Genomic DNA, 17,235 nt, shown 5'->3' on the forward strand with positions numbered 1-17,235 from the left:
TACCTAATTTATACGGGCATATTCATGAGTTCTTTGTAGGCGTCGACAAGTTTATTTCGAACTTGAATCGTCGCTTCAAAGGCTACACTCGACTTGTTACGAGCAATCATCACATCCGATAGTGAGACATTTTCATCTCCCCGATCAAAGCGGGTTTGTAAATTACCTGAGGTCTTTTGCAAACTGTTCACGTTATTAATGGCTTTGGAAAGCATGTCGCCAAAATCAGCACTCACACTTTGTCCAGTTGCCGTAGGACGAGCATTGGTTGCTTCCAACATCATTGTTTGCATTTCGCTGTTTAAACCATCAAGTCTCATTGCTACCTCTAACGCCAAATCTTTGACTGCTGTGCTGCTTCTTTCTGTGATGCAGCAATTTATATGCCATCACCCACTTTGGGGTTAATTCGGGATATCAATTCCTGCATCACGCATTTTCGCTAATTTATAACGCAGTGTCCTAGGGCTAATTCCGAGCTTGTCTGCCATCTCTTTACGGCGGCCTTGGCACTCGACTAAAGTATCCATGATAATGGTGTACTCTTGATCTCTCAGCTCATCACCCAATGCAGCGCCATTGTTATTAAACAGCTTGTTCACTTCGGCTTGTGCTACAGGCTTAATCTCTGGTGTGGCAATATCGCTGCGCTCTACGACTTGTTGCAGGCTGCTAGCATCTTGCCAATCAACCCCTTCCAACAAGATATGTTCACTTGCAATGTCTCCTTGCTCGCTCAAGATCAGCGCGCGTTGCACGACGTTATCAAGTTCACGGACGTTGCCCGGCCAAGCGTAACTAAGCAACTTGTTAATGGCTTGCGGCGCGATACGAGGCACAGGTAAACCAAGCTTAGTGCAGTGACGCTCTACAAGGTGGTGAGCCAGCGGTTCAATATCCCCTTTGCGGTCACGTAGCGCTGGCCATGAGATTGGGAAGACGTTGAGGCGATAATATAAATCATCACGGAAATTACCTTCCTGCACATACTGCTTTAGGTCGCGGTTGCTGGTCGCCAATACGCGGACATCAAGCTTAATGCTTTTACGCCCCCCCAAGCGTTCCACTTCACGCTCTTGGAGTACACGCAGCAGTTTTGCTTGTAGGTTCAGATCCATCTCGCTGATCTCATCGAGTAAAATGGTCCCACCTTGTGCTTGTTCAAATTTGCCCGGACAAGCTTGTACCGCTCCTGTAAATGCCCCTTTTTCATAACCAAATAAGGTGGCTTCGAGCATGTTGTCTGGAATGGCGGCGCAGTTGATCGCCACAAATGGCCCATCTTTACGCGGAGATGAGTTATGAATGTAGCGAGACATAACCTCTTTTCCTGAGCCGCTTGGGCCCAAAATCATGACGTTAGCATCGGTTTTTGCCACTTTGTCGGCAAGTGACAATAAGCGCAGGCTTTTCTCATCGGCAACAACCGCATCACCATTATCATCCGATTTCACTGGCGCGTAACGGCTAACCATGTTGAGTAGCACTTCGGGGGCAAAGGGTTTTGCCATGTAATCAATGGCGCCCTCTTTCATCGCCGAGACCGCATCTTCAATATTGGCGTATGCCGTCATCAGCAACACGGGTAAATTAGGCCAATGCTGTTTGATGTTGCGCAGCAGTGCAAGGCCACCCATGCCAGCCATTTGAACGTCAGAGACAACAATATCAACAGGATGTGCTTTGAGTTTAATCAGTGCATCTTCGGCGCAATCAGCTTCCAGCCATTCATAACCGGCCAGCGCCAAAGTATCGACTAACGCTTCGCGTAGACCTTCATCATCTTCAACGATTAAGACTTTGCTTTGAGCCATCATCCTTCTCCAGTCTCTGTTGGTGAAGAAGGGGCATGACGCTCGAGTGGAATGCACATAGTAAAGCAAGCACCCTCCCCTTCTTCTGAAATTAATTCCAATCGCCCATCATGGGCGCGGCAGACCATTTGTACCACCGCTAACCCTAACCCCGTTCCTTGTGAGCGAGTGGTAAAAAACGGTTCCATAATTTTACTTTGCAGCGCAGCAGGGACTCCCGGGCCACTGTCTTGTACCGAGATTTTCAGCTCACCATTTACCGGGCGAAAAAAGACATCAATTTGCGACGCCTTACCCGCAATTTGTATTGCGTTCATCACTAAGTTACTCAGTGCAGAGGCAATGGCATTTGCATTGCCTAACACCACTGTCCCTTCTTGTTCCACTTCCTGATGATAATCAATTGCGCTATTTTTTAATGCCGTTTCCACCATGGGAACAAATTCGCTGACCAAGTCTGTCACTGTAAACGGCTGAATGACTTTATTGTCACCACCTTTGGCAAACAACAACATATCATTGACTTGTTTTTCAAGATCATGAAGCCTATCCATCAGCTTAGACTGAAAACGCTCTCTTGTAGCGTTTGGCAAGTTAGGCGCACCTAAATTTGAGGCATAGAGCATAGCGCTGGATAACGGTGTGCGAACTTGATGTGCCAAAGACGCCACCATTCGACCGAGTGAGGATAAGCGCTGTAAATCACTGATGCGTGATTGAAGTAACCGAGTTTCGGTTAAATCGGTGATTAATATCAATTGGCCTGTTGCTGATGCTGAAATGGCTAATCTAACTTTACGACCATTGCGCAGCGAGATTTCATGCCCATCATCTTCTCTCGGCGCAAAGGCACTTTGAATGACGGAATACCATTTTTCACCCGCCAATGGGACTTGCAATAACCGCTGAGCTTCAGGGTTAGCTTCTCTGACTACGCCTTGAGTATCGAGCAAAATGACGCCAGCAGGCATCACATCAAGAACCTGTTTATAGCGCTCAACTTGATCCTCTACAGAATCTAAGTGAGATTGATTAATGGGTGTGTCAGGAGACTGCATGTCGAAATTCTACCTATAAAACAACAATAGCCTAACACGCAAAATACATGCCAGGCTATTTTTCTTTAAAATCAAAGAATTAATCCATTGCCAATATATTGACTAAACTTTACCCATGCTGTTTTTTAATCACCGTTGCATATTGTATTTACGCATTTTTTCAACCAAGGTCGTACGGCGCATACCCAGCATATCAGCGGCACGCGCTACCACTCCGCCTTGAGCTTCAAGGGCTTGGTTGATCATATTGACTTCCAAGTCCGCCAATAGCTCTTTCAAATTCACGCCTTCAGGAGGCAATGACTGCGGTGCGTTGAGATTTTCGTGCATCTCTTCGACGTCTTCAAAACTGAAGTTTTCAGAGAAAATACCCGCCAGCACATCACGTTCTTGGTCTTCAACTGAGCCATAGGAGCTGTGCTCTGGTTGGAATTCTGGAATATCACTATAGCGGTATTTAGTTGGTAAATGATTGACGTCGACGAGACTATTTGGATAGAGAATGATCATCCGCTCAACTAAATTCGCTAGCTCACGAACATTGCCCGGCCAATTATGTTCCATTAACGAATTGACTGCTCGCGGGGTAAAACAAAATGGCTGTCCACCTTCCGCTTCCATACGTGTCATGAGTTCTTGTAACAGCAATGGGATGTCGTCTTTGCGATCTTTTAGCGCTGGCATTTCAATTGGGAAAACATTGAGTCGATAGTAAAGATCTTCACGAAATGATTCATCATCAATCATGTTTTCTAAATTGCGGTGAGTCGCTGACACCACACGCACATTCACTTTAATGGTGGTGTTACCGCCCACACGTTCAAAGCAGCGTTCTTGTAACACACGCAACAATTTTACCTGCATCGACATCGGCATATCACCGATCTCATCGAGAAATAAAGTACCGCCTTCGGCAAGCTCAAAACGACCTTTACGCGCGGTTATCGCTCCGGTAAACGCCCCTTTTTCATGACCAAATAATTCACTTTCAAGTAAATCAGCCGGAATCGCACCACAGTTAATCGGCACAAACGGACCGTTGCGGCGTGCAGAATGATAATGGATGTTACGCGCAACCACTTCTTTGCCCGTTCCAGATTCACCTAAGATCAACACATTGGCTTCTGTGCCTGAGACTTGCTCAATCAAATGGCGAACTTCTTGGATACCATGACTTTGGCCTACAAGGCTACGAAATAAGGTATTCTTACGCGATGTAGAGGGAACTTGCACGCCTTTGCGTCCTAAAAATTCTTTGCAATGTCGTAATGCGTCACTCAGTTGAGGATAATTAAGAGGTGACTCAAGTTCACCGACGTATTGAGTAAATTCTTCCAATGAATATGGCTGCTTGTTTGCCATTAGAAGTGGAATATAATTGGCCTTAGTCAACCACTGAGCTATCTCATCAGTTAACTGCTCACTTTTTAGCGATCCAATAATGCAGCCCCCCCACAATCTTGAACAATCAATATCCTTGATTTGGGATGACTCGATCGCCTCGCAGTGCTCTCCAACAAATTCTAAAATGTTACTTAGATTGAGACGGATCTGCGGATCGTCTTCTATCACAAGCAGTTTTGCTAAACCTTGCATAGGTGAGAATATTTGCCTTAAATCAGAGAAATTGTGGCCGCACTTCTGAAAATCGTTATTCAGTTTTGTTTTTCTATAATCACTTGATTAAACGATAGACAATTTGTGGAATTCAGCAACAAAAAAAGCCATTAGGCTAGTAATGGCTTCTATTCTATGGAATAAAAAAAATAAGGCAACCAAGCAATGAGCTGGTGTGACATCAGTTAAAACTTTAAAAAATAAGTGCCTAAAGTTTTATAAATAACTTATATGCCCACTTCGCTTGCCGTTAGATTGTGGTATTCAGGAGGGATTTGATCCCATGCTGATTTAATTTCTCGAATGATGTCGATCACATCATCCAGTGGTTGCGGGTCATTTTGATGATTCGCTTCGGTGATCTGAGTGATCATAAATTCATAAAGCTGATCTAAATTTTTTGCAATATCCCCGCCATCACTCATCGATAAGCAACTGCGTAAGCTAATAATGATATCCAATGCTTTACCAAGGCGTTCACCCTTACTTGGAATATTCCCCTGTAGCATTGCTGCTTTTGCTTGAATAAGGCGTTCAATGGCACCCGCCATCAACATTTGTACGACTTTATGCGGCGAGGCCGCACTGAGCTGGCTATCCACTGATACCTTTTTGTATGCCTGTAAAGAACCGCGCATAGTCTTCCTCTTATAAAAACTTTTTGTATTGCTGAACGGATTTATTACCGTGTCGGTATTTTTGGAGCGTTCTACCGATCTCGACCGTTTTTGACTGCATCAGTTCAACAAGATGTTTAGTTTCATCAATAGCCTCTCGCCATTGGCTCGACATTGCAAACTGTGGATTTTCTGACGCATGTGTCAGTAAGTTTTGCAATATCCGTTCCCTTTTATCGACAAGATGATTGATTTCTTCAGTATTAATTTCATCAATGACAAGCATTGCTCTTATTTGGTGATCTAGATCACTTAAAAGGTCGAGTTGCTGCTCCATATCAGCCGCCTAACGCATTCATCATACCAGCTAATTGGTTCTGCATTTTACTGGTCGCGTCTTGCATTGCTGAAAACTTAGAATGCGTTCGCTTCTCCAAACTGTCCATGCGGCGATCAAGTGCCGCTTGGTCGTCCGCCACACGGTAGTTGCGTTCTACTAAGCTTTTTTCGCGTGTGCGAATCGACCCCGTCACCCCCGTCATGCTCTGAATAGCATCTTCAACCCGTTTGGCAAATCCTTGGTTTCCACCAAAGAACTCACCTAGCTTATTAAAGTTGTTATTGAGTTGGCGATCTAGCATGTCGTAGTTAATTTCAAGTGTCCCTTGGCGTGTGGTGGTAATACCAAACTCAATCAGACTTTTGATCTCTTCTGGAGCCTGCTCAATTCTAGTCGAAAAAACACTACGTAGGCGAGAGTCTGCACTGCGCACAATACTGTCACCCGCCAGTGGCCCAGCTTGGCCAGTCCGAGGGTCAACGCCTCCAAGTTCTTTAGAGACCTGATAAAACTGATTATACGCCGCGACAAATTGTTCAATATCATCGCGCACGGTTTTGCGGTCATATTCGATGCCAATTTCAGCCGGTGGTTTGCCTTTGGCCGTTTGCCCTTTAAGGGTCAAATCAACCCCTTCAATCGCATCTTCAATCACGTTGTTGTTGCTAGAAAGGGTCGCCACACCGTCCAAAACCACCACAGAATCTTGGCCTGCTTGTACTTGAGTCATACCTTGATAGGCGTCAAACGATGCTTGTGCCGCTCTAAGTTCAGCATCTGCTTTGTCCACTTTATCTAAATACTCACGCTCTTGCGGGTCAAGTTTTTCACGCTCTTTCTGCTTGGCTTGCTCTGGCGTCAGTTCACCACTACGCACCGCCGCCGCAACCGCGGCTTTTTCAGCTGCTAATTGCTGTTCAAGCTTGGCTTGCGCTTCTTTGGGGGTGACATAGGAGTCAACCAAAGTACCAGAAGCAGTATTGGTCCAACCGGGCACATCTGGCGCTTTTTCTAACGCGGTCGCATCAAGCTCTGGCTCAGGTTCATAGTAGGAATCGAGTAAGGTGCCAGAGGCGGTTTCAGTCCACCCTGGAATACGATCTTGCGGTTTCAGATATTTATTGGCGGCAACACCGGCGGCGGCGGCAGCTTTGACGGCGGCGTCGGTTAATTCACCGGCAGCATTGGCGACTTTACCGTCGGCAGCTACTTGCCCGGCGACTTCTTGAACACCACTCGCCATACTTTGGTCAACTTCGCGTGCCGCCGCACCTATTTTCTCGGCGACTTTTGCAGCGATAGCTTGTTGAGCTGGCGTGAGGGGTGCAATGATTTGTTGCGCCGCAGCGCGTGCTTTTTCTAAATCTTTAACGCGTTCTTCCAGCGTTTTGTATTCTAGATTTTTGAGCGGATTTCCGGCATCAGACTGAGCATTAATTTTAATGTCATGATCTTTTCCAGATAGATTAGAGGCCACAATCAAACGTGGTCCTTCAACATCATTGATTACCGAAGCACGAACTCCGGGATTGGTTTTAGTGCTGTTGATACCGCGAACAATATCAATCAATTTTGAATTGGCTTGGACATCAACATCAAACTTCTGATCACCAAGTGAAATCTGCAGCTTACCAGGACCAAACTTTGCCTCTTTATCTAAAACATCCGAGGCAACTTTATGGCTCTGTGCAAGCTGCAACACATCGATAGCATATTTACCTGCTATTGCGTCAGTGGTGGCTGTCGCGGAGACGACATTTTCATCAGTAGTATCGACTTTTCTCAAAGCAAAAGCCTTCTCCTGACGAAAATTCGTCATAAGATTTTTCATCGTATCCAGCGACTCTTTGAGCCGGCCGTAGGCACTGATACTGGCATCAATTTGGCCAAGCTCATTATCAATACGTTGCTGCTTAGGAACGCGCTCTGCATTGACAATTTTGCTGACCAAGGAATTGATATCCATGCCAGTATTCATACCCATCGGGCCTAAGCTCATTAAATCACCTCAAAAACTACGATTACACCTTAGCAACCAATAAACCTGTACTGTGGTCTTTTTGTCTGGCAAGGCGTCGCAAAACCTCTAGCATTTCCTCGTTCGGGATCTGACGAATAATGTCACCAGTACTGGCTTCATAAATCGTCACAACATCCCGTCCTGATTCTTCATCGACTCTAAACGCTAAGTCTTTGTTGATAGATGAGATAAATTCATTCATCTGCTCTACCATCTTGGCTCTTTCCGATTTGTTGATCTGCTCTCGTTGCTGTGCAAGCTCGATTGCCGCTTCAACGCTTTGGTTTTGCCTATTTCTTAACTGTTCAGTACGATTCACCTCATTTTGTTTCGAGGAAGCGCGTGTCGCGCCATCGTTTTCTGAAGCAAATTTAATGCCACTTTGCGAGCCGTAAGGCTGGATGTTCGATGTGTAGGATGGTATTTCCATAACAATCTCCCTTCCACCTCATAGGTTGGCAGTGAAAACACTGCTTTCCCCACAAAGCTCCATTCGCCTATCGGTTAACCCAATAGACTAAGAGCTGCAGATGGTGACTGCTTCGCCTGTGCCAAAACTGACGTACTCGCTTGCTGCAAAATCTGCGACTTCGTCATTTGGGTTGTTTCACGGGCATAATCAGTATCCTTAATTCGACTACGAGAAGCGTTGACGTTCTCGTTGATGTTATCAAGGTTACTGATGGCATGACCGAAACGGTTCTGGAATGCACCTAACGAGGCGCGTTGGCTATCAACGGCCTTTAGTGCACCATCAATCAAAGCTACAGCTTCCTGAGAGCCGCCAACTGTTGTGACATTGATGTCTTTGACGGTTACGTCTTTACCTGCAGCAAAACCAATTTCAGTACCCAGTCCACCACCAATAGTGACATCGCTTGAGACTTTTTGATTGGCGGCAAACAGTTGCAATTTACCTTCATCACCGACTGAAGCTTTGATGTCACCATTTTGACCATTAATGTAAGTAGCGACCTCTTCTAAGTCATCACCCGCTTTAGCGTTAATGGTGACTTCGCGAGCTTCTCCTTGTTTATCAGTATAGCTCAGAGTCAGATCCGTCGCATTGGTGACTGACCAGTCAGGCGCTTTGCCATTTGTCGCGACATAGCTCTTACCGCCCATCGCTTTTGTGTCAGAACGCATGTCGCTCATGGAAAGCATCACAGCTTCACCAGAATCGGCACCAATTTGGAAAGATTTATTACCAAACGAACCATTTAGCAGTTTATTACCACCAAACGAGGTTGTTTCAGCAATACGGTTTAATTCATCATTGAGTGCTGAGACTTCCTCTTGGATCGCTTGACGTTCTGAACTTGAGTTAGAACCGTTTGCTGATTGCAAAGAAAGATCTCGCATACGTTGCAAGATATTGGTGGTTTCATTCATTGCACCCTCTGCGGTTTGTGCAATGGAGATACCATCATTTGCGTTTCTTACCGCCATATCTAAGCCACGGCTTTGTGACGTTAAACGGTTTGAGATTTGTAGACCCGCTGCATCATCACGCGCGCTATTGATTTTATAGCCCGATGACAGACGCTCCATCGATTTCTGCGTACCATCAGCGGCGTTATTTAAATAACGCTGTGCGGTCATTGCAGACACGTTAGTGCTTACATTAATTGCCATATTGATCTCCTTAGGCATTGTGTTGATGTACTTCCGTGTCTCTCACCTCACGTCGGTACACCTCATTTCTCTCGTATCCTTTAACGGCGAAAGATTTATATCCTTTAGAAAAAAATAAGCCTTTTTTTAAAATTTATGCAGCGAGCATGAGAAATGTGATTAGCGTCAAAAAGTAAGAAAGATAATGCTGCATCGACTAACACTTTTTCCACTTTGCCACTAAGCAAAAAAATCCAGCCGAGGCTGGATTTTCATTAAGGGTAACTCTTGATCTATTGGGCTCTTTTAGCCAAGTAAGCTAAGTGCCGCTTGTGGCGCTTGTTTTGCTTGAGCCAGCACTGAGCTTGATGCTTGAGAAAGAATTTGCGACTTAGTAAGCGCTGTTGTTTCTTTGGCAAAGTCAGTATCTTTAATACGGCTCTTAGAAGCACTCACGTTTTCGTTAATGTTATCTAAGTTGCTGATTGCATGGCTAAAGCGATTTTGGAATGCACCTAATTGTGCACGGTGGCTATCTACAAATTGCAGTGCAGCATCAACAATGGCAACCGATTCTTGAGCGCCACCCACAGAGGTCACATCAATGACATCTACGGTAACTGCTTGACCAGCTTGCATGCCGAGCTCACCAGCAAGACCGCCTGCGAATGTTACAGGGCCTTCTACTTTATTACTGCCAGCGAAGACTTGTAGTTTTCCTTCATCATCAACTGATGCTTTCACCATATCAGTTTGGCCGTTGATGTAAGTCGCCAACTCTTCAATATCATCGCCTTCTTTAGCTGAGATATTGATAGTCTGATCTGTACCTGAAGTATCTTTCAGTGTGATTTGTAGATCGTTGCTGCCGGCTTGAACTGACCAATTTTTATCTTTGCCGTTCGCCGCTTGGTAGCTTGTGCCGCCCATCATAGCATTGTCACTACGCATGTTGTTTAGGCTAAGCATGACGGCTTCACCGTTATCCGCACCGATTTGGAATGACTTAGTTTCAAAAGTACCGTTAAGTAATTTGTTACCACCAAATGATGTGGTTTCTGCGATACGGTTTAACTCGTCATTCAGAGCGGTGACTTCTTCTTGAATCGCTACACGGTCTGCTTTTGAGTTTGAGCCGTTAGCTGATTGTAGTGACAAGTCACGCATACGTTGCAAAATGTTGGTCGTTTCATTCATCGCACCCTCAGCGGTTTGTGCAATAGAAATACCGTCATTCGCATTACGTACTGCTACGTCAAGACCGCGGCTCTGAACATTCAAACGGTTAGAGATTTGTAGGCCTGCCGCATCATCTTTTGCGCTGTTGATTTTAAAGCCAGAAGATAGGCGTTCCATTGATGTTTGTTGTGCATTGCTAGCGCCGTTTAGGTAACGCTGTGCTGTCATCGCTGATACGTTGGTATTTACATTAACTGCCATGGTGATTACTCCAATTGATTTTCCGATGTTTCCGGTTTCCGACGTCTCGGAAAACCAAATAGTTCTCTCAAAGTTACTTTTTATAACGGCGGTATTTTCCAAAGCTTGAGGATTTTTTTTCGATTTTCTTAAAAAAAATGTGTTTAGTGTAAAAAACAGGACAAGAGGTCAAAAATCCATCAAAAAGGTAATAATTTCGCTAAAGATTTGTTGATAAAAGTCGATAATTGTTGATTTTTATCGCTAGCGAAGTAAGGCCAATGCTAGGTTTGGCTGTTTTTTGGCTTGCGCAAGAATAGAGGTACTGACTTGTTGTAGGATTTGCTGTTTTACCATTTGGGTGGTCTCTTTCGCATAGTCCGTATCTTTAATTCGACTGTTTGAAGAAGCGAGGTTTTCATGTACGTTGTCGAGGTTGTTGATGGCGTGGTTAAAACGGTTTTGCAACGCGCCTAACTCAGAGCGATGGCTATCAACGTACTGCATTGCGGTATCAATGACGGCAACCGCCCGCTGCGCACCACCGACTTCGGTAATATCAAGAGTGTCTACTGCTTCATATCCCGTCACATTCATTTGCAACTGATTGGCTAAGCTACCTTTAAAATCAATAGTCCCAGAGGTTTCTTTACCCGCCATGAACAGCTGTAGCTGTCCTTTGTCGTTGACTGACGCCGATACTTTATCGGTTTGCCCATTGATGTAGGTTGCCAACTCTTCAATATCGTCCCCTACTTTTGCTTGGATTTGAATGTTGTGCTGTTTTCCCTTGGCATCGGTATAACTCATGGTGAGCTGCCGATTATCTTGTGTCACCCGCCACTGGCTATCCGCCATGCCTGCCGCAACATAGCTAAAGCCCCCCATATCCAAACTGTCTGAACGCATATTTTTTAACGAAACTTGCACTGCTTCGCCAGAGCTCGCCCCTATCTGAAATGAGGATTGACCAAACGAACCATTCAGTAACTTACGACCACCAAAAGAGGTGGTTTCAGCGATTCGGTTTAATTCATCGTTCAAGGCGCTCATTTCTTCCTGTAAAGCTTGCCTATCCGCTTTACTGTTCGCGCCATTCGCCGACTGCAAAGAGAGATCTCGCATACGCTGAAGCAGGCTGGTGGTCTCTTGCATTGCACCTTCAGCAGTCTGCATGATTGAAATGCCATCATTAGCATTGCGTACAGCGACATCTAAGCCCCTCATTTGCGACTCAAGGCGATTCGAAATTTGTAAACCCGCAGCATCATCTTTGGCACTATTAATACGCTTCCCGGAAGCAAGACGCTCCAAAGATTGATTCAACATTTCGCTTGCTAAGCCTAAGTGGCGCTGCGCAATCAAAGCAGAAACATTGGTATTAACGGTAATTGCCATAACAGACCCATGCCATAGAATGAATGATCTCTTTATCGGACAGTAGACGCTTTTCTTTACATAAAATGCTTAAAAAAGAGAAACCGAGCACAAGGCTCGGTCCGATAGTAGGTCAGTATTGAAACTTACTTTAGTTCAAGATGTTGCAGCATCTCAGCTGAAGGGGCAAAAAAGTACGCGCCCGTCACGGCTTTGGTAAAGCGCAGCAGTTGGTCAGTTTTACCATCCGCCACGCCATACATACTTTCCAACATCACTTTAAAGTTATGCAGCGTATGGCAATAAGCAATGAATAGTAAACCGTGCTCACCACTCACCGTACCGTAAGGTAAGCTATGACGAACAATTTTTAGTCCTTTCCCCTCTTCTTTGATATCGACACGGCCAACGTGAGACGCTGCAGGTACATTATCAAGCTCAATCGAATCAGGCTTAGTGCGCCCAATCACTTTTTCTTGCGCCGCCACATTTAAGCGATTCCAAGCTGGAAGGTTATGCACAAAACGCTGCAACATCACATAGCTGCCGCCAGCAAATTCACCATCAGCAATCAGTGCCACTTCTTGACGTTTTTCGGCTTTAGGGTTTTCAGTGCCATCGATAAAGTCCGTCATATCTCGCGCATCTAAGTAACGAAATGAGTAGGTTTCATCCACCATTTCAACCAACTCAGCCACGGGTTCCATCCATTTACGCAACACATAAAACAGCAAGTCATGACGCTGAGAATGGCAGTGAATCAACACATCCACCTCGGTACTTGGTGCTATGGTTTCGCCTTTACCAAGCTCAGGAAAATCAATCAGCTCTTGTGGTATGCTTTGATTTAAACGCTGCCAAAAGGTGCGAGTAAACGCGACCGACACGGTTAATTCAGCGCCGGGTTGATGTTGATTTATCTCATTGACTAAAGCGGGCAATGCTTTTAATTGCGCTAAAACATGCGCCGGATTTTGCTTTACTTTTAAAAGGCTAAACAGTGCAAACGGACCTGCTTCAGGCAGAATCGCGGTTTGAGGTTGTGTCATAAAATATCCTCACTTACTTATTTTTGCTCAGTGTAATTCAGTTTTTTGGGGCGACCTTGATTGGGATCACGCCTTGTCTATGGGCGGGATAGAAAAACAATCACGCACACTTTTACTCTTCAGTAGATATAGACCAAACCATAACAGCACCAACAGTGTGCTTGCATTGGCCCAATTAAAAACGCCGTGCTCTAAATAGATATGATAAAGCGTTTGCATAAATTGCAAGATAACCATAAGTAACGTCAGCGGTTTTCCCATGCTGACGATGCGGTTTAGCCACGATCGTTCAGGAGCACGTAAGCTGATAAGCCACATCAGAATGATACTTGGCAACCCTATAATCAACCCCAAATAAAGCATCGAATGGTCTGGGTAAACAATGGTTAAAATCGTCGTACCATTATCTCGGCTTGCTCCTGCCACCACGAAAACAACCCAAGCTTTTGCCAAAAATAACCAACCAAGCCAGATAAGTTTAGGGGCTTTAAGAAAACCATGTTGGTCGTATCGCTCTAACGCATAACGCATCAATACCTTCGCTCTTTTAAAAAAACGTTTTTACTTTAGCGAATCGATTTCAAATAGCTAGCCAGATCTTTTGCTCTTGACCAGTTTCTAACTTGAACATCACGCATAGTGATCAATCTCAATAGTGAAGGATGACGATACGTGATAGGGTGAGCGCCTGTCTATAGCCGCCTGTAAACGTTATGAATAAAACGATTATTCCCTCAGAACAAACTCAGCAACAAGCCATGAAAGTCGCCTTAGCCACTCAAAAGCAAGGGCAAACGAAAGAACAAACCAAGCTGATCGCTCAAGGCATTGAGAAAGGCATAGCCTTGTATAAAAAGCAGCAAAAAGAGAAAAGCCGACAGGCAGATAAAGCCAAAAAAAGAGCATTGCAGCTAAAGAAAACCGCACAAAATACGGAAGAAGAACCCGCACACATTGAAACGTCATCCAGCTTGGTATCGACCTCATGGTTACCTTGGGCACTGCTGATCGTGAGCTGGCTTGGTTTTATCTCTTATCTAGTTCTGAAAGGTTAACCTGATGAAAAGACTGTCTATATTATTGCTGGCAGCGCTAATGATAGGCTGTAGCTCATCACACAGCCCACTCCCAAACGATGCAGATCGCATTCAGATTCGTACTGATGCCGGATTTGATGCTGGTCAGTGTGACTGGTTAGGGGATGTGACAGGCAGTGAAGGTTACTGGTTCAGCTCTTGGCTCATTCCCAATGACAAATTGATTCGAAGGGCGGTAAACGAGCTAAAAACTCACGCTCATCAACTGGGAGGCGATACAGTAACGCTCGACTACTCCAATTATTTCAAAACCTCTGTCACGATTTTCGGTACTGTTTATCGTTGCTTACCCAATGTGGATATGAAAACACCATAAAAAAGCCAGCAAATGCTGGCTTATGCACTAAATCCAAGGCTAGTCGCAATATCACAGCGACGATCTAATACCCATTGACTATCAAATGGCCCCCAATCAGAGAGTTGATAGTAACCATCATTGTGACGCCTTCCATCTTGAACAAACATCAGTTCAATCCCTATTCCTGGCAGTGCTTTCAGGACATCCTGAATCGTACGGCGAGGCCACCCCGTTTTTTCGATGAGTTTGGGCACGTTTGGTCTTTCAAGGCTTTCTACTAACAAAGCTAAATACAGTCGCCTTGCAAAAACAGGACTCAGTTCCATTGACACCTCCTATTACTGTGCCGCTTCATTATTTCTGTTTTCACATTTAGAGTGTTGCGTTCGATCAATAACTTTCCAATCGTAAGCAACTGAAACACATTTTTTTTAAACAACGAAATAAAAGCATCTCTATTTTGTAAGCCACAGCGCTTCCTGATAGGATTTGACCATTAAAAAAATAATACGCCTCAACAAGGATTTTTATGACGATCACCATGTATGGCATTCCCAACTGCGACACCATTAAAAAAGCACGGAAATGGTTGGAAGCTGCGGGGGTGGATTACCAATTTCATGACTACCGCAAACAAGGTATTGATGCCGAGCTCGTGGCTCAATTTTGCCAAGCGCTTGGTTGGGAAAATGTACTCAATAAACGCGGTACAACCTTTCGTCAGCTCACGCCCTCACAAAAAGAGTCATTAGATGCTAACAATGCAGTGACCTTGCTGGTTGAACAGCCTGCTATGATCAAACGGCCTATTTTATTGGTCGATACCCATTACCATCTCGGTTTTAATGCTCAGCAATACGCTGCTATTTTCTCTTAATACAAGGATTTCAAGGATGACAGACAGCCCTGTACTGGCGCTCGCAAAAGATCTCATTAGTCGCCAATCAGTAACTCCTGAGGATGCAGGTTGCCAAGACCTGATGATTAAACGCTTACAAGCGCTAGGGTTTGAAGTGGAAACAATGGTCTTTGAAGATACCACTAATTTTTGGGCTCGCCGCGGTACTCAATCGCCTCTTTTTGCCTTTGCTGGCCATACGGATGTGGTTCCCGCGGGCCCTTTAGCGCAGTGGCATACAGCGCCGTTTGAACCGACTGTAATTGATGGTTATTTACATGGGCGCGGGGCGGCAGATATGAAAGGCTCGCTTGCTTGCATGGTTGTCGCTGTCGAGCGCTTTATTGAACAGCACCCTAACCATCAAGGTTCGATTGCCTTTTTGATCACTTCAGATGAAGAAGGGCCATTCATCAATGGCACCACTCGCGTAGTCGATACGTTAATGGCGCGTAATGAGCCAATTGATATGTGTATCGTCGGTGAGCCATCGAGTACATTAAATGTGGGCGATGTGATAAAAAATGGCCGTCGTGGCTCAATTACAGGCGATCTACAGATAAAAGGAATTCAAGGACACGTTGCTTATCCTCACCTTGCTAATAACCCAATTCACCAAGCCTTGCCTGCGTTAGCTGAACTTGCGGCAATAAAATGGGATGAAGGGAACGCTTATTTCCCACCGACCAGCTTCCAAATTCCAAACTTGCAAGCTGGCACGGGAGCATCAAACGTCATCCCCGGTGAGTTTGACGTGCAGTTTAACTTCCGTTTCAGTACCGAGTTAACCGATGAAGAGATCAAGCGCCGCGTGCATTCTATCTTAGATGCCCATGGATTGGATTATGAATTGCGCTGGACGTTAAGCGGCCAACCTTTCTTGACCGATACGGGCTCATTACTGACTGCCGTCGTTAAAGCCGTCGATGAGGTGAACCACAAATCCCCAGAGCTATTAACGACGGGGGGCACATCTGATGGACGCTTTATTGCCCAGATGGGCGCACAAGTGGTCGAACTTGGCCCTGTTAACGCGACAATTCATAAAGTTAACGAGTGCGTTAAGATTGCCGATTTAGAGAAACTGACGGATATGTACCAAAAAACCCTAGAGAATTTATTGGTGTAACCCATGACTCCAGAGCAGTTGACCGGACAAACCGACTCCCATTTAACATCAGTGCTGATTGGGCAGAAATCTTTCTTGGTTCACCCCGGGGTGATCCAAGATTTGCTCGCTCTAAAGCAAGCGGCTGACGACGCTGGTTTTGATTTCCATATCGCCAGTGGGTTTCGTGATTTTGAACGCCAGTTGAACATCTGGAATCGGAAAATGTCAGGGCAAGCCGAATTACTTGATAATAACAGTCAACCGATAAACCCTGCTCAGTTAAGCGAAGAACAAAAGATATTCACGATTTTGCGCTGGTCAGCGCTGCCCGGTAGCAGCCGCCACCATTGGGGGTGTGACTTTGATGTTTTTGATCGCAAAGCATTACCGACAGGTGTCACGCTCAAGCTTGAACCTTGGGAATATCTCTCAGGCCACCAAGCTCCTTTTTATCAATGGATGAAAGAGCATTTACCTAAGTTTGGTTTTTTCTTCCCCTACCAAGGAAAGAAAGGCGGTGTTGCGTTTGAACCTTGGCATATTAGCCACAAAACAGCGGCTAAAGACTGCCTTGACCTGTTGACGCCAAGCGTATTGGCGACACAGCTTGAAAACATGCCGCTCCTAGGTGTGTCGACGGTACAAGAGAACTTAGATCGGATCTACACTCAGTACATTGTTAACATCAGCCAACCGGAGTCCTAATATGGAATTCATTACCAACCCTTGGGTTATCACTATTGTAATCTTAGCGGTGTTTATCGGTAATATTGCCGCGCTGAAATACACGGCTAACATGAAATTTGGCTTGAAAGGGAAGAAGAGTGATCTGGATAAACTCAACGAACTTGATAAGCACGAAGACTCAGATTCAGAGCAAAAATAAAGGGACTTTCGTCCCTTTAT

General features: G+C 45.1%; 20 protein-coding genes. 6 read left to right on the plus strand and 14 right to left on the minus strand.

The features are described 5' to 3' along the window. Positions 1 to 8 precede the first annotated feature (8 nt). The 13 genes from fliE to AACV12_RS04305 all read right to left on the minus strand — a co-directional run bounded on the left by fliE (position 9) and on the right by AACV12_RS04305 (position 13,459). Positions 9 to 320 carry a flagellar hook-basal body complex protein FliE gene (gene fliE, locus AACV12_RS04245; protein ID WP_026028064.1) on the minus strand — a complete coding sequence of 104 codons (312 nt, stop codon included), beginning with the start codon at positions 318 to 320 and terminating at the stop codon, positions 9 to 11. Between the two features lie 84 nt (positions 321 to 404). Continuing rightward, positions 405 to 1,814, minus strand: a complete 1,410-nt coding sequence (locus tag AACV12_RS04250; protein ID WP_026028065.1) for a sigma-54-dependent transcriptional regulator — start codon at positions 1,812 to 1,814, stop codon at positions 405 to 407. After that, positions 1,814 to 2,872 carry a sensor histidine kinase gene (locus AACV12_RS04255; RefSeq protein ID WP_013856306.1) on the minus strand — a complete coding sequence of 353 codons (1,059 nt, stop codon included), beginning with the start codon at positions 2,870 to 2,872 and terminating at the stop codon, positions 1,814 to 1,816. Before AACV12_RS04255 ends, AACV12_RS04250 begins: the two co-directional genes overlap by 1 nt. Before the next feature lie 129 nt (positions 2,873 to 3,001). Next, positions 3,002 to 4,468, minus strand: a complete 1,467-nt coding sequence (locus AACV12_RS04260; protein WP_017045739.1) for a sigma-54 dependent transcriptional regulator — start codon at positions 4,466 to 4,468, stop codon at positions 3,002 to 3,004. Between the two features lie 248 nt (positions 4,469 to 4,716). Next, on the minus strand, positions 4,717 to 5,127 hold the full coding sequence (gene fliS / locus AACV12_RS04265) for a flagellar export chaperone FliS (RefSeq protein WP_010318718.1): 411 nt from the start codon (positions 5,125 to 5,127) through the stop codon (positions 4,717 to 4,719). Between the two features lie 10 nt (positions 5,128 to 5,137). After that, the gene (locus tag AACV12_RS04270) at positions 5,138 to 5,443 is read right to left on the minus strand and encodes a flagellar protein FliT (protein WP_013856304.1); all 306 of its coding nucleotides are present in this window, start codon (positions 5,441 to 5,443) and stop codon (positions 5,138 to 5,140) included. A gap of 1 nt (position 5,444) precedes the next feature. Further along, positions 5,445 to 7,445, minus strand: a complete 2,001-nt coding sequence (gene fliD / locus AACV12_RS04275) for a flagellar filament capping protein FliD (protein WP_013856303.1) — start codon at positions 7,443 to 7,445, stop codon at positions 5,445 to 5,447. 22 nt (positions 7,446 to 7,467) lie between these two features. Continuing rightward, the gene (gene flaG, locus AACV12_RS04280; RefSeq protein ID WP_013856302.1) at positions 7,468 to 7,896 is read right to left on the minus strand and encodes a flagellar protein FlaG; all 429 of its coding nucleotides are present in this window, start codon (positions 7,894 to 7,896) and stop codon (positions 7,468 to 7,470) included. Between the two features lie 74 nt (positions 7,897 to 7,970). Next, a complete protein-coding gene (locus tag AACV12_RS04285; protein WP_026028066.1) occupies positions 7,971 to 9,101 on the minus strand; it encodes a flagellin in 1,131 nt (376 codons plus the stop codon). 285 nt (positions 9,102 to 9,386) lie between these two features. Continuing rightward, entirely contained in the window at positions 9,387 to 10,520 is a 1,134-nt protein-coding gene (locus AACV12_RS04290) for a flagellin (RefSeq protein ID WP_170899975.1), read from the minus strand. Between the two features lie 243 nt (positions 10,521 to 10,763). After that, on the minus strand, positions 10,764 to 11,897 hold the full coding sequence (locus AACV12_RS04295; RefSeq protein ID WP_170899976.1) for a flagellin: 1,134 nt from the start codon (positions 11,895 to 11,897) through the stop codon (positions 10,764 to 10,766). Positions 11,898 to 12,022: 125 nt separating this feature from the next. Beyond that, the gene (locus AACV12_RS04300) at positions 12,023 to 12,925 is read right to left on the minus strand and encodes a Dyp-type peroxidase (protein WP_017048866.1); all 903 of its coding nucleotides are present in this window, start codon (positions 12,923 to 12,925) and stop codon (positions 12,023 to 12,025) included. 66 nt (positions 12,926 to 12,991) lie between these two features. Beyond that, the gene (locus AACV12_RS04305) at positions 12,992 to 13,459 is read right to left on the minus strand and encodes a DUF2919 domain-containing protein (RefSeq protein ID WP_170899977.1); all 468 of its coding nucleotides are present in this window, start codon (positions 13,457 to 13,459) and stop codon (positions 12,992 to 12,994) included. Positions 13,460 to 13,638: 179 nt separating this feature from the next. Here AACV12_RS04305 and AACV12_RS04310 point away from each other — a divergent pair, with 179 nt between their 5' ends. After that, positions 13,639 to 13,980, plus strand: coding sequence for a DUF2956 domain-containing protein (locus AACV12_RS04310; RefSeq protein ID WP_017045746.1), 342 nt, complete (start codon positions 13,639 to 13,641; stop codon positions 13,978 to 13,980). 4 nt (positions 13,981 to 13,984) lie between these two features. Next, positions 13,985 to 14,338, plus strand: a complete 354-nt coding sequence (locus AACV12_RS04315; RefSeq protein WP_017047856.1) for a DUF4156 domain-containing protein — start codon at positions 13,985 to 13,987, stop codon at positions 14,336 to 14,338. Positions 14,339 to 14,358: 20 nt separating this feature from the next. On the opposite strand, the gene AACV12_RS04320 is transcribed toward AACV12_RS04315, so the two are convergent. Beyond that, positions 14,359 to 14,646, minus strand: coding sequence for a winged helix-turn-helix domain-containing protein (locus AACV12_RS04320; protein ID WP_010318729.1), 288 nt, complete (start codon positions 14,644 to 14,646; stop codon positions 14,359 to 14,361). Between the two features lie 203 nt (positions 14,647 to 14,849). On the opposite strand from AACV12_RS04320, the gene AACV12_RS04325 reads away from it, so the two are divergent. From AACV12_RS04325 to AACV12_RS04340, 4 genes are read left to right on the plus strand one after another with little or no spacing between them, the layout of a single operon-like run. Further along, on the plus strand, positions 14,850 to 15,197 hold the full coding sequence (locus AACV12_RS04325) for an ArsC family reductase (RefSeq protein WP_017042757.1): 348 nt from the start codon (positions 14,850 to 14,852) through the stop codon (positions 15,195 to 15,197). Positions 15,198 to 15,213: 16 nt separating this feature from the next. Beyond that, positions 15,214 to 16,347, plus strand: a complete 1,134-nt coding sequence (gene dapE, locus AACV12_RS04330; protein WP_017045749.1) for a succinyl-diaminopimelate desuccinylase — start codon at positions 15,214 to 15,216, stop codon at positions 16,345 to 16,347. Positions 16,348 to 16,350: 3 nt separating this feature from the next. Beyond that, on the plus strand, positions 16,351 to 17,034 hold the full coding sequence (locus AACV12_RS04335) for a M15 family metallopeptidase (RefSeq protein WP_013856289.1): 684 nt from the start codon (positions 16,351 to 16,353) through the stop codon (positions 17,032 to 17,034). Next, the gene (locus AACV12_RS04340; RefSeq protein WP_013856288.1) at positions 17,006 to 17,215 is read left to right on the plus strand and encodes a DUF2897 family protein; all 210 of its coding nucleotides are present in this window, start codon (positions 17,006 to 17,008) and stop codon (positions 17,213 to 17,215) included. The genes AACV12_RS04335 and AACV12_RS04340 overlap by 29 nt, the downstream gene beginning before the upstream one ends. The last annotated feature ends 20 nt before the right edge of the window (positions 17,216 to 17,235 follow it).

It is taken from the genome of Vibrio sp. 2-2(8) (assembly GCF_963888495.1).
Lineage (GTDB): Bacteria > Pseudomonadota > Gammaproteobacteria > Enterobacterales > Vibrionaceae > Vibrio > Vibrio anguillarum.

What these genes read in the sequence shown, in the direction of transcription:
- fliE (WP_026028064.1), bottom strand. Translation starts at nt 320, where the DNA reads ATGAGACTTGATGGTTTAAACAGCGAAATGCAAACAATGATGTTGGAA.
- AACV12_RS04250 (WP_026028065.1), bottom strand. Translation starts at nt 1,814, where the DNA reads ATGGCTCAAAGCAAAGTCTTAATCGTTGAAGATGATGAAGGTCTACGC.
- AACV12_RS04255 (WP_013856306.1), bottom strand. Translation starts at nt 2,872, where the DNA reads ATGCAGTCTCCTGACACACCCATTAATCAATCTCACTTAGATTCTGTA.
- AACV12_RS04260 (WP_017045739.1), bottom strand. Translation starts at nt 4,468, where the DNA reads ATGCAAGGTTTAGCAAAACTGCTTGTGATAGAAGACGATCCGCAGATC.
- fliS (WP_010318718.1), bottom strand. Translation starts at nt 5,127, where the DNA reads ATGCGCGGTTCTTTACAGGCATACAAAAAGGTATCAGTGGATAGCCAG.
- AACV12_RS04270 (WP_013856304.1), bottom strand. Translation starts at nt 5,443, where the DNA reads ATGGAGCAGCAACTCGACCTTTTAAGTGATCTAGATCACCAAATAAGA.
- fliD (WP_013856303.1), bottom strand. Translation starts at nt 7,445, where the DNA reads ATGAGCTTAGGCCCGATGGGTATGAATACTGGCATGGATATCAATTCC.
- flaG (WP_013856302.1), bottom strand. Translation starts at nt 7,896, where the DNA reads ATGGAAATACCATCCTACACATCGAACATCCAGCCTTACGGCTCGCAA.
- AACV12_RS04285 (WP_026028066.1), bottom strand. Translation starts at nt 9,101, where the DNA reads ATGGCAATTAATGTAAGCACTAACGTGTCTGCAATGACCGCACAGCGT.
- AACV12_RS04290 (WP_170899975.1), bottom strand. Translation starts at nt 10,520, where the DNA reads ATGGCAGTTAATGTAAATACCAACGTATCAGCGATGACAGCACAGCGT.
- AACV12_RS04295 (WP_170899976.1), bottom strand. Translation starts at nt 11,897, where the DNA reads ATGGCAATTACCGTTAATACCAATGTTTCTGCTTTGATTGCGCAGCGC.
- AACV12_RS04300 (WP_017048866.1), bottom strand. Translation starts at nt 12,925, where the DNA reads ATGACACAACCTCAAACCGCGATTCTGCCTGAAGCAGGTCCGTTTGCA.
- AACV12_RS04310 (WP_017045746.1), top strand. Translation starts at nt 13,639, where the DNA reads ATGAATAAAACGATTATTCCCTCAGAACAAACTCAGCAACAAGCCATG.
- AACV12_RS04315 (WP_017047856.1), top strand. Translation starts at nt 13,985, where the DNA reads ATGAAAAGACTGTCTATATTATTGCTGGCAGCGCTAATGATAGGCTGT.
- AACV12_RS04320 (WP_010318729.1), bottom strand. Translation starts at nt 14,646, where the DNA reads ATGGAACTGAGTCCTGTTTTTGCAAGGCGACTGTATTTAGCTTTGTTA.
- AACV12_RS04325 (WP_017042757.1), top strand. Translation starts at nt 14,850, where the DNA reads ATGACGATCACCATGTATGGCATTCCCAACTGCGACACCATTAAAAAA.
- dapE (WP_017045749.1), top strand. Translation starts at nt 15,214, where the DNA reads ATGACAGACAGCCCTGTACTGGCGCTCGCAAAAGATCTCATTAGTCGC.
- AACV12_RS04335 (WP_013856289.1), top strand. Translation starts at nt 16,351, where the DNA reads ATGACTCCAGAGCAGTTGACCGGACAAACCGACTCCCATTTAACATCA.